Here is a 14,967-nt window from a genome sequence, read left to right on the forward strand (position 1 = left end):
TTTCCCAACGAAATCCGGGCACGAAAAAGGATGATTTTACCCCGTTGGCGGGCGAAAAAAGAGTTTACGGAGCACGGAAGAATCGGTATACTGAAGGAGACGAATTAATGAAATCGAGTTTCACTCTGTAAAACAATCAATGAAAATGGACCCGGGTATCCGGAATGAATGATGACAGGAGGATGAGGAATGGCGAGAAAAGACCACTTCAATGTGAAGAGCACGCTGGATTCCAGCGGGCAGCAGTACGTTTACTACAGCCTGCAAAAGCTGGAGGATCGGGGATTCGGTGAGATTGCCCGCCTCCCCTATTCGATCAAGGTGCTTCTGGAGGCCGCTGTTCGGCAGTTCGACGGGCGTGCGATTACGAATGAGCATGTGAAGCAAATTGCGGGTTGGGTAGACAACCGCGATGCGACGAAGGAAATTCCGTTTATCCCGGCACGGATCGTGCTGCAGGACTTTACCGGCGTTCCGGTGGTAGCGGATCTGGCAGCCATGCGGTCGACCATGAAGCGAATGGGCGGCGACCCGAAGAAGATCAACCCGCTCGTACCGGTCGATCTCGTCATTGACCACTCCGTGATGGTGGATCGCTCCGGTTCTGCGGAGGCGCTCGCCTATAACGAAGCGCTTGAATTCGAGCGCAACGAGGAACGCTACCGCTTCCTGCGCTGGGCGCAGACTGCCTTCGATAACTTCCGTGCGGTTCCGCCGGACACAGGCATCGTGCACCAGGTGAACTTGGAGTACCTCGCTTCCGTAGCCGCTACCCGCAAGGTGGACGGCGAAGTTGAGGTATTCCCGGATTCCCTCGTGGGCACCGACTCCCACACGACCATGATCAACGGACTCGGCGTTGTCGGCTGGGGCGTCGGCGGGATCGAAGCGGAGGCAGGCATGCTCGGGCAGCCGCTCTACTTTGTGACGCCGGAAGTCATCGGCTTCAAGCTGACCGGCAGTCTGGCCGAAGGCGCAACCGCAACGGACCTGGCACTGACCGTGACGGAAATCCTCCGCAAGAAGGGTGTCGTCGGCAAGTTCGTGGAGTACTTCGGCCCGGGTCTCGACAACCTCAGCCTCTCCGACCGCGCGACGGTGGCGAACATGTCGCCCGAATACGGCGCAACGATCGGCTTCTTCCCGGTCGACCACGAGACGCTGAAATACCTGCGGAGCACCGGCCGCAGCGAGGAGCAGGTCGAGCTGGTTGAGGCTTACTACAAGGCGCAAGGCCTTTTCCGCGAATCGGACAGCGCCGATCCGGTTTACAGCGACACGCTGGAGCTTGACCTCTCCACCATCGTTCCGAGCCTTGCCGGTCCGAAGCGGCCGCAGGATCGGGTCGAGCTGACCAACATGAAGAGTGCCTTCGATTCCATTGTCCGCACGCCGGTAGACAAGGGCGGCTACGGCCTCAGCGAAGAGAAGCTCACACAGGAAGTCGAGCTCGTGCATCCAAGCGGCCGCACCACAACGCTCAAGACCGGCGCTGTCGTCATCGCCGCGATCACGAGCTGTACGAACACCTCCAACCCGAGCGTCATGCTGGGCGCCGGCCTCGTCGCGAAGAAGGCTGTGGAACGCGGCTTGACGGTTCCGGATTACGTCAAGACTAGCTTGACGCCCGGCTCGCTCGTCGTGACCGAGTACCTGCAGAAGGCCGGGCTCCTGGAGCCGCTGGAAGCGCTCGGCTTCCATGTCGCCGGTTACGGCTGTGCGACCTGCATCGGCAACAGCGGGCCGCTCTCCGATGAAGTCGCCGCCGCCATCGCGCAGCATGACTTGACGGTCGCCTCTGTCCTGTCCGGCAACCGCAACTTTGAAGGCCGGATTCATGCGCAGGTGAAGGCGAATTACCTCGCCTCCCCGCCGCTCGTCGTCGCCTATGCACTGGCTGGAACCGTCCAGCTGGATCTGACTCAGGAACCGATCGGCCATGATAAGGAAGGCCAGCCCGTATACCTGAAGGACATCTGGCCGAGCTCGCAGGAGATCGCCGAGGCCATTCGCGAGGCCGTCAGCCCCGCCATGTTCCATGAGAAGTACAAGAACGTGTTCACGGCCAACGAACGGTGGAACAAGCTGGACGTCCCGCAAGGCGAGCTGTACGAGTGGGATCCTTCCTCGACGTACATTCAAGAGCCTCCCTTCTTCGCCGATCTGTCGCCGGAAGCCGGTGACATCGCCAGCTTCTCCGGCATGAAGGCCCTCGCCATGCTGGGCGATTCCGTGACAACGGACCACATCTCCCCGGCCGGCAACATCAAGGCAGACAGCCCGGCTGGCTTGTATCTGCAAGAGCACGGCGTGGACCGCAAGGACTTCAACTCCTACGGCTCCCGCCGCGGCAACCATGAGGTCATGATGCGCGGAACCTTCGCGAACATCCGGATTCGCAACGCGATTGCACCGGGTACCGAAGGCGGCGTGACGAAGTATCTGCCGACCGGCGAAGTGTTGCCAATCTACGATGCCTCCATGAAGTACCAGGAGCAAGGCACGCCGCTGATCGTGCTGGCCGGCAAGGAATACGGCACGGGCAGCTCGCGCGACTGGGCCGCGAAGGGGACGCTCCTGCTCGGCGCCAAGGCCGTCATTGCCGAAAGCTACGAGCGGATTCACCGCTCGAACCTGGTCGGCATGGGCATCCTGCCGCTGCAGTTCCCCGAAGGCTTCGGCTGGAAGACGCTCGGCCTGACAGGCACGGAGACCTTCGAGATCGAAGGTCTCGACAACGCCGTTCAACCGGGTCAGAAGCTGCGCATCGCGGTTACGCGGGAAGACGGCTCGGACTTCTCCTTCGAAGCGGTCGTACGCCTCGACAGCATGGTCGAGGTTGACTACTACCGCAATGGAGGCATCCTGCAGACCGTCCTCCGCCAGCTCACGCAAGAAGGCTAAACCAAAAAGAGCGATCGAACCCGGCACACCGTGCCGAAATCGATCGCTCTTTCTTTTTTGGGTTATGCGCTGGGAAGGAGCCATCCCGCCTATCCCCATCCCATCAACTCACATGATAGCCGATACTCGCGATGGAGTCTTTTACCGCATCCAAGGAAACCTTGGTCTCATCGAACTCCACCGTGATGGATTTCTCCTTCAAATTCACTTCACCTGCGGCTCCTGCCTTCTTGACCGACTCCTCCACTTTCTTGGCGCAGCCGCCGCAGTTCATTCCCTCTACCGTTAACTTGGTTATCATGTCGGGTTCCTCTCCTTCGGTGTTATCTTGCTCTGCCTTGCTGATATCTCTGATGCTAGGGTTACAGCTTAACCCTTTGGAGGCGCAACGAGTTCAGGACGACGGAGACGGAGCTGAACGCCATCGCGGCTCCTGCCAACCAAGGCGCCAGGAAGCCCAGGGCTGCAATCGGAATCCCGAGCGAATTGTAGGCGAGCGCCCAGAAGAAGTTTTGCCGGATGTTACCCATGGTCTTGCGGCTCATGTAGATCGCATCGGGGATACTGTTCAAATCCCCTCGCATCAAGGTGACATCAGCCGCTTCCATCGCGACATCCGTCCCGGTGCCGATCGCCATCCCGATGTCCGCCGTAGCCAGAGCAGGCGCATCGTTGATCCCGTCGCCCACCATAGCGACCTTGCGGCCTCCAGCCTGAAGCTTCTTCACTTCCTCCGCCTTGCCTTCCGGCAACACCTCCGCGAGCACATGATCGATGCCGACTTCCTTCGCGATGGCACGCGCCGTTCGCTCGTTGTCTCCCGTGATCATGACCACCTCGATGCCCATCTGCTTCAGTCGGGCGACGGCGGCTTTCGACGTATCCTTGATCGTATCCGCAACCGCCACGATACCGGCGTACGCACCATCAATGGCCACGAGCATCGCCGTCTTGCCGCCTGTCTCCAGCTCTTCCAGCAGCGGAATGGCTTTCGTGTGAGCAATACTGCGGGAGGTCAACAGCTTGCGTGTGCCGACCAACAGCTCATGCCCTTCCACCACCGCATAGATCCCGTGACCGGGAATCGCTTCAAATTGCTCGGTTTGCGGAATAATAAGCCCTCTTGCAAGAGCCCCGTTCACGATGGCTTCCGCGAGCGGATGCTCCGATTTCTTCTCCGCTGCCGCCACGAGGCGCAGCAGCTCTTCCTCTTCCCCGCCACTCGCTGCGACATCCGTCAGCTCCGGCTTGCCCTTGGTCACGGTTCCGGTCTTATCCAAAACGATGGCGCTGATCCGATGAGTCGATTCCAGATGCTCGCCGCCTTTAAACAGGATGCCTGCCTCAGCGGCGCGGCCCGAACCAGCCATGATCGAGGTCGGTGTCGCCAACCCTAAGGCACAGGGGCAGGCGATGACGAGGACGGCGATCAGCTTCTCCAGGGCTTCGGCAAAGTTACCCGGCTCCGCGAAGAAGTACCAGATGAGGAAAGTCACGACCGCGATCCCGACGACAATCGGAACGAACACAGCGGAGATTCGGTCCGCTACCCGCTGAATGGGCGCTTTGGAGCCTTGCGCTTCCTCCACCACTTTAATGATTTGCGCCAAGGCGGTGTCTTTGCCGACCTTCGTCGCCCTGATTTTCAGCGAACCGTTTTTGTTGATGGTAGCCCCGATGACCGTTGCCCCCGGGGTTTTCTCGATGGGAATGCTCTCCCCGGTAATCATGGACTCGTCGATCGAAGACGTTCCTTCGACGACCACTCCGTCGACCGGAATCTTTTCTCCGGGCTTCACGATGAGGTGGTCCCCTGCGACCACTTGCTCGACTGGGATGGCCAGCTCTTGCCCGTCACGGATGACAAGCGCGATCTTGGCCTGCAGTCCCATCAGGGTTTTAATCGCTTCGGAGGTCCGCCCCTTCGCAAGCATCTCGAAGAATTTCCCCAGAATCACCAGGGTGATGAGAACGGCACTCGTTTCAAAATAAAGCTCCGCCGCTCCATGGTGACCTCCGTTCACTTGCCATTCGATTGTCTTGTATACACTGTAAAAATAAGCGGCAGAGGTGCCGAGCGCGATTAGAACGTCCATATTAGCGCTTTTGTTTCGGAGTGCTTTATACGCCCCTGTATAGAACTCTTTTCCGATCCAGAATTGAACCGGAGCCGCCAGTACCAGTTGAACCCAAGGATTGAGCAGGAAATCCGGAATCCACAAGGAGGACGTCCACTTGAAGTGCGCGACCATCGCCCACAAGAGCGGCAAAGACAGTACCGCGGACACGATCAGTTTTACCTTTTGCTTGCGAATCGCTTGAACGCGGTGGTCCTCCTGCTTGGATTCGGTCTTGGGTGCGGCTTGATAGCCCAGGCTTACGACCTTCCGAATCATTTCGTCAACGGTAACCTCGGAGGGGGTAAACTCCACATGAGCCGTCTCCATCGCCAGGTTCACGTTCGCCTTCGACACCCCGGGTAGCCGAGACAACCCTTTTTCGATGCGGGTCGCGCAAGCGGCGCAGGTCATGCCGCCAATTTCAAAATCGGCTGCCGACTTCACCGTTCCGTAGCCAAGGTCCGAGATTTTCTGTTCAAAAGCCTCTACGCTGGCTTTCTCCGAATCGAAGGAAACCGTCGCCTTTTCCAAAGCCAAATTGACATTGGCCGATTCCACGCCGTCCATTCGGGACAGCCCTTTCTCTATCCGAGTGGCGCAAGCTGCACACGTCATCCCTGATATCTGCAACGATACCTGTTTGCTTGCCATGCTCTATCCACCTCTTTTTCTTATCCATTGCTCACTTTGAATATACCCTACGGGGGTATGCTATGTCAAATGATAAAGAAGAACCCCCTTCTCCACAAATGCTGTGAAGGAGGAGGTTCTTCATGAGAGGAACGAAGTTGAGCCTAAATCAATTTGGACTTTTGCAAAAGGCGCTTCACAATAGTGGCAACCTCCGCTCGTGTGATGGATGCCTCCGGGGCCAGCTGCCGCTTGCTGCGGCCTTGCACAAGCCCGCTGGCAACGGTACTCGTCACGCCTTCGCGAGCCCACTGGGCAATGGAGGCTTGGTCGAGATATGCGTTCAACGTCGCGCCCGTACCTGTTCCTTCCCCTGCCAAGCCTGTGATGCGCATCGCCTTGGCGATCATCACCATCGCCTCTTGGCGACTGATCCGGGTCGTCGGCCGGAAGGCTCCGTCCTCATACCCGGTGACCAAGCCGTACCGATAAGCCGTATCCACTGCTGCTCGGTACCACGCTTCCGCCGGTACGTCCGTGAACGGCGAATCTGCGGACGCTTGAGTGCGCAACCCGAGGCCTTTTACCAGAATAGCAGCGAATTCCGCTCTCGTGATAGCCCGGTTCGGCTCATATCGGCCGCCGCCGACTCCTTCCACGATCATCCGCGAGCCCATGTCGTTCACATCCCACTCGCTCCAGTGGCCTTTTGTGTCCGCAAACGTCAGCGGATGATAGGCGACCGCATACGTGCTGTTGGTCAGGCTGTTGATGACGGCATAATATACGCCGTTCTCCTGAACAACACGAGTCGGAACGTGGCGGCTCGTTCCATCCGGCTCCACCACCACTCCGGTCGTAATGGCGTAGGGATTGACTCCGCTCGGAAGAACGATTCTTCTCTCCACATAGGTCGTGAAGGTGTTGACCTCGATGGATCGATTGTCAGGGGACTCTACGATTACGGAAAAGTCATAAGCTGCGCCCACCGTAGTGAAACCACGGCTGCTTGCTGCTTCTGCAACTTCTTGCTGTCGATCCGCTCCAGATTCTGCGATCCGGATCGTAAGCTTCGCTTGCTCCGCACTCACTCCCAGTTGACGGGCGAAGTCATCAAGCGGGATTTGGGAGGAGGGAACGCGGTAGGAAGCCTGGTCGTTTCTCAGCTCCAGGGTCGCCTCCTGATCCTTCATGAGCTTAATCATTTCACCGGTTAATTGTCCGACGAGGACATCCGCTTCCTTGCTGTAGCGAATGCTGACCGTCGCTCCCCTTCCTTCAGCCGCCAGCTTGGCTTCCAGCTTCTGCTGATCCACCTCGATGGTGACGACCCTTTGGTTGTTCTCGGTTGTCGTCGCGGCCCTCCCTGCACTTTCCGCCTTGCCGTTGACGAACACCTCCACTCCATCGTCAGCTGCAGGCGTAGCCGTTAGCTCCGGCGTAGCTGTCGGAGTCGGCGTGGCCGTTGGTGTCGGCGTAGCCGTTGGTGTCGGCGTAGCCGTCGGGGTCGGCGTGGCCGTTGGCGTCGGCGTAGCCGTCGGGGTCGGCGTGGCCGTTGGCGTCGGCGTAGCCGTCGGGGTCGGCGTGGCCGTTGGCGTCGGCGTGGCCGTTGGCGTCGGCGTAGCCGTCGGGGTCGGCGTGGCCGTTGGCGTCGGCGTGGCCGTTGGCGTCGGCGTGGCCGTTGGCGTCGGCGTGGCCGTTGGCGTCGGCGTGGCCGTCGGGGTCGGCGTCGGTGCAGCGGCACGTGTAACTTCTACGGTGTACGTCTCCGTCGTCGTGCCGTCTTGTGCCGTTACAACGATTGTCACCGTGTTCTTCCCTTCCAGCAACGACATGGGAAGCGATGCATTCCCCGCCGTCACGACATTTCCGTTCACCGTCACGGTCGCATGAGGCTCATTCGCCGTCGGCATTACCGTGAGCGAAGTGATGTCATTCGTCACCTCTGTGCTGTAGCTCGTTGTTCCCGATGCGAACACGGGGGTCAGGGTGCCTTCACTCAGTACGAGGCTGCTGAGGGTGGCATCAGTCGACGGCGCAGGCGTGCTGTCCGACACTGCTATTTCCAGCGTTGGATTCACTCCCCCGCTCATACTCAGGGTAAAGACATGCGTTCCCTCCGCCAATCCGACCAGATATTCCTTTTTCAAGGTGAACAGGCCTGTCAGGTTGTCGAATGAATACGCGCTACCGCTGACAACAGCTCCGTCGAGCTCCAAGCCGTTCAGTACGTTCCCATTCAGCGCTACCATCACGACCACATCAGTATAGTGGCCCGTACTAACGTCTGCTGGATTTTTGTCAAAATCGGCTTGATCCGGAGTAACCGTGCTGTCACTCGTGGGATTGCCATTCTTCGCAAGCACCAATAAAGACGGTCCCGTAACGACGGCCTTTCCGTTCACTAGGGAAAGCTCGCTTGGATCGCCCGTGCTTCCTCCCGTGTCGGCTAAGGTCCAGGTCTGACCGTCATCTACTGATTCCATGAGGAGTGATTTCCCCTCCTCATCCGAAGCGATTGTATACAAGATCGATTCTTGAGCGACCAGTGTATGCCATCCATAAGACAAGTACATCCCATTTAAATAGGAGGGGGCACTCCAATGAATAAGGTCAGAAGAGCTTCGGGTGAACATCGCATAATTCGAATCATACCCATTCACCACATACTTGGAGCCCGTATACACAACATTGGCGAGACGATCCGTTTGGGTCGGATAGTTGCTTCCCAGATCGCTCCAGGTGATCCCGTCTGGAGATATCCAAACCCCAATCGCATTCACGTTATAGTTCGCATCATAGCCGTGACCGATTGTCACGAAATGACCGTCCGTATAGACGATCGAATTCAGTTCTTGAACCGAACTCAAGGGCAACGCAGGGATTGTCCATTGAACGCCGTCTGAGGATACAGCAAGGAAGGGCTTCCGATTGGCACCATTCGTTTCGATCCCGATGGCAACGAACTGTCCCCCTCCATACGTCACGTCATTGAGCTTCACGGATGAAGGGAACGGACTGTGAGCGGTCCAATCACTCCCGTTTGTCGACACCGCCAGTGAAGATTTCGATTGGAAGGGCTCAGCGATCGCGACGAATGTCCCCTGACCGTAAGCAACTGAAATCAATCGGCTGACATAGGAGGACAAGGTCGCTTTGCTCCAGTTCGCCAGGTCGGTCGAAGTCCAAATCACCCCGTCATTGCCCTGCTCGCCAACAGCAACATATCGGGTTCCGTCGTGAACAACCGCGCGGAACGTTCCTCCCCATTTGAAGGCCCAGTCCGTTTTGTTATCCGCCACCTGCAAGCCTTCGTTCCCTACTCGAAAATACTTTCCGTTCAGAACAGCTGACTTTTGCGCAACAAAGGAACTCTTGAAGGGCTGCAGGGTCCAGGACACGCCGTCAGTCGACGTAAAGACAGCCCCGTATCCGTAGGCTCCCTGATGACCGAACAGATAGAACGTGCCTTCGTCGTAAAAGCCGTGAAACACCTGTGTTCCATACTCGCTTGCGCTCTGTTTAAACGGGCTGCCGGCGAGGGTAAAGGTGGTCAGGTCTGTGGAAGTCCACACGTAGGAACTCGAATCGGAAATATAATAACGATCCTTCATCCAAGTCACCATATTGATAAAGCTGCCCGGAAATCCATCTGGTGTGAGCGGTTGACTTACCTTCCACTGGGTTCCGTCGGTCGTGGAATAAATCCGCATATCCGTTGCCCCAAAGGCGAGGCGAGTTTCCTCATTTCCAACCGTAATCTTATTCAAAATCTTGTCTGCCGGCAGGCCCGTCGGAATGTGGGGAGTCCAGCTCACTCCATCCGGTGAAGTCAGGTATTTTCCCTGCGTTAAGGCATAGAATTTCGTTTCTTCATGAAACGTCAAATAGCGAACCGTCTGAATGGTCGTGGAAACCCCCGAGGAGCGCTGGGTCCATTGCAGACCGTCGGTCGAGGTAAGAATGACCCCATCGGAGCCGACTGCAACAAAGAGTCCATTTCCAAAGCTTACCCCTTGAAAGTGGAACTGCCCTGGATCAACAACCCCGCTGTAATTCACATCCTGCGGGGTTTTGACCCACTCCCAGTGATCCGCGTCTGTCGATCGAACCAAATTCCCGTAATACCCTAAGGCTACATATACGCCGTTTCCGTAGGCAGCATCATTCATTGGCTGCGTCGGGAGAGGTTCATAGCTTACGGTCGTAAATCCATTTGAAATCGGACTTGCTTGAACACGTTCCGCTATCCATCCCCCTGTCGGCCAGATTTGCAGCAAGATTGCAAAGAGAGCCACGTGCAAGATTCGGTACTTTCGAATGAAACGGAGCATTTCTCGTCCTCCTTGGAATGACTATTCATGGTGATTAGTGCCCTTGTTCACAATTTCGACAATATATGCGATAATTCCTCTAAAAATATAGTTAATAAATAAAAATAATAATTCCTTGCATGAAACAAAAAATAGACCACCTTGAGCTCATTGCTCCAGGTAGTCCATTCCTCTATTGCTTCCTCTACCTCTAGCCTTACAAAACCTTCGATAAAAATGCTCGGGTGCGCTCCTGCTTCGGGTTCCCGAATACTTCGGCCGGGGAGCCTTCCTCCACGACAAAGCCTTGCTCCATAAACAGCACACGGTCGCCCACCTCACGGGCGAACCCCATCTCATGCGTCACCACAACCATGGTCATGCCTTCCCGCGCCAGCTGCTGCATCACCCCCAGCACCTCGCCCACCATCTCGGGATCGAGCGCCGAGGTCGGTTCATCAAACAGCATGATCTTCGGCTCCATGGCCAGCGCCCGCGCAATGGCTACCCGCTGGGCTTGCCCACCCGAAAGCGAAGGAGGGTAGGCTTCCGCCTTTTCTGCCAGGCCGACCTTCTCCAGCAGCTCCATGCCCTTCGCCCGCGCCTGTGCTTCCGACCATTTGCGCACGAGCATGGGAGCCAGGATGATGTTCTCGATTACCCTCTTGTGCGGGAACAGGTTGAACTGCTGAAACACCATCCCGACTTCGGACCGAATCGCGGCAATGCTAGTCCGCTTGTCCATCAGAGATTCTCCGTCGATGATGATCTCCCCGCCGTTTGGCTCCTCCAGCAGATTGAGACAGCGCAGGAAGGTCGATTTGCCCGAGCCGGACGGGCCGATGACGACGACAACCTCGCTCGGAAGTACGTCTACGTTGATATCTTGCAGCACGACATTCGCTCCGAAGGTTTTCTTCAAGCTGCGAACCTGAATGATCGGCTCCATCGTTACACCTTCCTTTCGATGTAGAGGAGGAGCTTGTTAAGGGAGTACGTAAGGATGAAATACACGAGGGAAGCCGTCAGGTAAGGCTCCCAGATGCGCATATATTGCGACCTCATGGCATTGGACCAATACATGATTTCCGGAGCGGCAATGATCGCGATGAGAGACGAATCCTTCACCAGCGTAATGAATTCGTTGCCGAAGGCGGGAATCATCCTCTTCACCGCTTGCGGCAGGATGATGTGACGCATGGTCTGCCTTCCGGTCAAGCCAAGCGAAAGAGCCGCCTCCGTCTGGCCCTTGTCGATCGACTGAATGCCGGCACGATAGATCTCAGCGGAATAGGCAGCCGAGTTGAGCGAGAGGGCGGTAATCGCGGCGATGATGGAATTGGTGGTGCCGAGCAAGAAGTAAATTAGGCCGAAATGCACCATCAAGATCTGGACATAAAGCGGAGTACCGCGAAAAAAGTTCACATAGCAGACAGCCGGCCAGCGAAGGTACCAATGGCGAGACATCTTGCCGAAGCCGATGCCGAGACCCAGAATGGAGCCAAGCAGGATCGAGGCGGCGGACAGCCCTACCGTGAGCAGCGCTCCCTTGAGCACCAGGGGGACGTAATCCAGGATGATATCAAAACGGAAATCCTCAAACATGCGGTGGACTCTTCCTTCCTCTGCAAAAGCCCCGCTGGCGGCGGGGCTTAAGACGGATTCATGGGGCATGACTCCGGCGATACCGGAGGTTCCCTACCTATTTAGCACCGGTAAGAACCGCTGTATTCGGCTCTTCTCCAAACCATTTCTTATAAATCTCCGCATACTTGCCGTTCTCGATAATCGCTTGAATGGCCGGGTCCAGCTTGGCCTTTAGCTCGCTGTTTTTCGGATAGAGAATACCGTAGAATTCCGCTCCGAAGTTCTCCTTGTCCTCCACCAACACAAACTTTTTAGTCGGGTTGTTCTTCGCATATTCCTTGACGATGGCGATATCCGCAACGGCGGCGTCAACCCCGCCCTTGTCGAGCTCAAGGAAGGCGAGCGTGTTGGATTCGTATTTTTTCAGGTCCGTGTTGCCGGTTCCCATAATCTCCGTCATCAGGGTGTCCGCCGTGGTAGAGCTTTGCACGGCCACTTTCTTGCCTTTTAGATCAAGGGCACTCTTGATATCGCTGCCTTCCTTGACGAGAATCATGTTGGTCGATTCGAAATAGGGCAACGAAAAGTCATAGGATTGCTTGCGCTCATCGGTGATCGAGACCGACGATACACCGGCGTCATAGTCACCCTTCTTCACATACTCCTGCATCGGGTCCCAGCCCGTGTTTGTCAGCTTGTACTTGAGTCCCGCCTGCTTCATCACCGCATCGAGGAAATCGACGTCGAAACCGACGATCTTGTCCTTGTCCATGCTCTCCATCGGAGCATAGTTCGCATCGGTGGCAATTTTGTAGACATCCCCTGAAGCACCCTTCCCGCATGCCGAAACCGACAGGGCCAGCATTCCGACAAAAGCTAACATCAAACCCTTTTTCACCACGTCCGACTCCCCCTCATCCTGATCAAAAGCGAAATATTATTGTGATTTTACCAGCAAAGCGGAGAAAGGACAATTGAAAACTTCATGATTTGTCAGATAAAATGACGTTATTTCACTAATAAGATAAAGAGTTCACCCCTTTTTCTTTCCTTTCCTGGAAAAAAGAAAACGAACAAGGGAGAATTCGTGACATTTGTCACCGATTCTAATCCTTGTCCGTTTCAAATTGCAGGAGCTATTCTCCCGTTTCACCATCCCCAGCGTCTGTTGGAGCGTGTAGGCAAACTCGCTCTAGAGCTCGCTTTAGGGCTTTAGCATGCTTCCCATTCGTCCTGCCGCATCCAGAATCTCCGGAACATCCTCCAGCATCTTGTCCGGAGTGAGCCGGCTGACGGGTCCCGAAACCGCAAGGGCCGCTACCAGCCGATGGGCCCGATTGAAGATCGGGACGGCAATTGCCGCGGCTCCCGCCTCCCGCTCCTCCAGGCTCGTTGCGAAGCCGTTCTGCTTGGCCTCCTTCAGTTGCTGTTCGAAGGCCTCTCGCTGTTCCTCGTCCGCCCATACTTCTTGGGCGAACAAATGCTGCGCAAGCTCCGGCTCCCCGAAGGCAACGAGAACCTTGCCGGAAGCCCCCAGGTGAAGCGGCAGCCTCAGCCCGATCGGAGCCACCCGGCGAATGGCCTGGTTGCTCTGTACCGCCTGCACGCGAATCCTCTCGAGGTCGTCGCGCACGTACAAGCTGATCGTCTCACCCAGGCGGTCGCGCAGCCTCTCCATCTCCGGCAGCACAATCGCTCCCGGCTCGTCGTCCTGAGACAAATTGGCCGACAGCTCCCACATGCGGTACCCCAGGCGGTACCGCTCCGAGGCGGGGTCGCGCCGAACAAAGCCCTTCCCTTCCAGAGAAGCCAGGAGGCGGTGCACGGTACTCTTATGTAAGCCCACGCGAGCGGACAGCTCCGTCAGGCTGAGATCACTGTCATGGGTGAAGCATAGCAGCACATCCAGTGCACGTTCAACGGCTCGAACCGTCAATTTGGAATCATCCGTCGTCATCGCGTTCTCTCCTTCGTTTCAGAGAATGAAACGTTGTACCATTTTAGTATAAACCAGCCTCTCCCTCTCCGCCAGAGCGTGTTTCATTCAAACCAAACCGATTGCCGGAAGAACCGAAGGGGTCCCATCATAAGCCAGTCTAGATTCGAATAAGCATATAGGAAGAATTTCAAATTGAAAGGAGCTGTGTCTCCCATGTCGGGTTCCTCCACCAATGCCTTGACCTCGTCTCACCTTCTGAAAAGCCTCCGCGACTGGAAAGCTCGAGAGCGCGAGCATCTGCAAGCGGCCCGTTCGCTTGCACCGCCTACTACACCGGATATCGCCGTCTGGCTCGACCGATGGGCGGAGGTGCTGGCTCAGAGCGAGTGGACCGCCGATCAATGGCTTCGCCGGGAAACCACTCCGCCCGATGATTTCCATGCCCCTGACGATCCATTCCTATCGGCTGCCGGGGATGAGAAGGATTGGGCGCCCGGCCTTCTCTCCCATGCCCTCGCCCAATCCTCTGAGCTTCTGTCCCAGCTGGAACAAGTATCGGGGATAAGCCGTGACCGCGCTCTGCACTCCGACTGGTCGAATCAGCCGCCCCCCTTGCAGATCATTGCTCAGTTGGTCCGGGATTCGACGGCTTATGCGGATCGGCTTGCCCCCTATGCCCAAAAAGCCGATGAAGCATCGTTTCGCGTAAAGGAAAGTTCCGGAGCCTGGACAACGGCTGCCGAAGGCGTATGGGCAAGGCCGACGGTTCCCGATCAACCCCCGGTTCCGATCGGCGGACATACGTTGCCCCCTCTCCCTTACCCCTACAATGCACTGGAGCCCTACATCGACGCCAAGACCATGCAGCTTCATCATGACATTCACCATAAAGCGTATGTAGACGGATTAAACAAGGCTGAGCTGGAGATGAAGAAAGCGCGGGAAACCGGCGATTTCTCCCTGATCAAGCATTGGGAAAGGGAAGCCGCCTTCAACGGAGCCGGCCACTACCTGCACACGCTTTTCTGGAATATCATGAGCCCGCAGGGGGGAGGCAAGCCGACCGGTGCCCTCGCCGCTCAGATTGATCGGGACTTCGGGAGCTTCGAGGCATTCAAAAAGCATTTCAGCCAAGCTGCCGAGAAGGTGGAGGGCGGCGGTTGGGCCATTCTGGTGTGGAGCCCGCGAAGCCACCGACTGGAGATTCTTCAGGCAGAGAAGCATCAGGATCTTTCCCAATGGGATGTCATCCCCCTCCTCGCCCTCGACGTGTGGGAGCATGCCTATTACTTAAAATACAAGAACGAGAGACCCAACTATGTGGAAGCCTGGTGGAACGTCGTCAATTGGCCGCATGTCAACGAGCGGTTCGTCACAGCGCGGCAGGTCAAGTGGCACCCATACTGATCCATCTCCTAAAGAGAGGGAGCCTCGTCATCAAGAATGACGAAAGGCTCCCTCTGCTGTTATCCCC

9 protein-coding genes are annotated in these 14,967 nt (G+C 56.8%); 2 read left to right on the forward strand and 7 right to left on the reverse strand.

Annotation, left to right across the window (positions count from 1 at the left end):
- Nucleotides 1-189 precede the first annotated feature (189 nt).
- Nucleotides 190-2,904, forward strand: a complete 2,715-nt coding sequence (gene acnA, locus AAFN83_RS13625) for an aconitate hydratase AcnA (protein WP_347770246.1) — start codon at nt 190-192, stop codon at nt 2,902-2,904.
- 103 nt (nt 2,905-3,007) lie between these two features.
- Here the strand turns inward: acnA and AAFN83_RS13630 are convergent, their stop codons facing one another.
- The 7 genes from AAFN83_RS13630 to AAFN83_RS13660 form a co-directional block, all read right to left on the reverse strand.
- Nucleotides 3,008-3,205 carry a heavy-metal-associated domain-containing protein gene (locus AAFN83_RS13630; RefSeq protein WP_347770248.1) on the reverse strand — a complete coding sequence of 66 codons (198 nt, stop codon included), beginning with the start codon at nt 3,203-3,205 and terminating at the stop codon, nt 3,008-3,010.
- A gap of 61 nt (nt 3,206-3,266) precedes the next feature.
- Nucleotides 3,267-5,675, reverse strand: coding sequence for a heavy metal translocating P-type ATPase (locus AAFN83_RS13635; RefSeq protein WP_347770250.1), 2,409 nt, complete (start codon nt 5,673-5,675; stop codon nt 3,267-3,269).
- A 143-nt stretch (nt 5,676-5,818) separates the two neighbouring features.
- Nucleotides 5,819-9,988, reverse strand: coding sequence for an S-layer homology domain-containing protein (locus AAFN83_RS13640; RefSeq protein WP_347770252.1), 4,170 nt, complete (start codon nt 9,986-9,988; stop codon nt 5,819-5,821).
- A gap of 196 nt (nt 9,989-10,184) precedes the next feature.
- Nucleotides 10,185-10,907: an amino acid ABC transporter ATP-binding protein gene (locus AAFN83_RS13645; protein WP_347770742.1), complete on the reverse strand. Its 723-nt coding sequence runs from the start codon at nt 10,905-10,907 to the stop codon at nt 10,185-10,187.
- Between the two features lie 11 nt (nt 10,908-10,918).
- Nucleotides 10,919-11,572, reverse strand: a complete 654-nt coding sequence (locus tag AAFN83_RS13650) for an amino acid ABC transporter permease (protein WP_347770255.1) — start codon at nt 11,570-11,572, stop codon at nt 10,919-10,921.
- Between the two features lie 97 nt (nt 11,573-11,669).
- Nucleotides 11,670-12,437, reverse strand: coding sequence for a basic amino acid ABC transporter substrate-binding protein (locus tag AAFN83_RS13655; RefSeq protein ID WP_347770744.1), 768 nt, complete (start codon nt 12,435-12,437; stop codon nt 11,670-11,672).
- 321 nt (nt 12,438-12,758) lie between these two features.
- Nucleotides 12,759-13,511 carry an IclR family transcriptional regulator gene (locus AAFN83_RS13660; protein ID WP_347770257.1) on the reverse strand — a complete coding sequence of 251 codons (753 nt, stop codon included), beginning with the start codon at nt 13,509-13,511 and terminating at the stop codon, nt 12,759-12,761.
- Between the two features lie 195 nt (nt 13,512-13,706).
- Here AAFN83_RS13660 and AAFN83_RS13665 point away from each other — a divergent pair, with 195 nt between their 5' ends.
- Nucleotides 13,707-14,900 carry a superoxide dismutase gene (locus tag AAFN83_RS13665; RefSeq protein ID WP_347770259.1) on the forward strand — a complete coding sequence of 398 codons (1,194 nt, stop codon included), beginning with the start codon at nt 13,707-13,709 and terminating at the stop codon, nt 14,898-14,900.
- The last annotated feature ends 67 nt before the right edge of the window (nt 14,901-14,967 follow it).

This window comes from Gorillibacterium sp. CAU 1737 (assembly GCF_039888655.1).
Lineage (GTDB): Bacteria > Bacillota > Bacilli > Paenibacillales > NBRC-103111 > Gorillibacterium.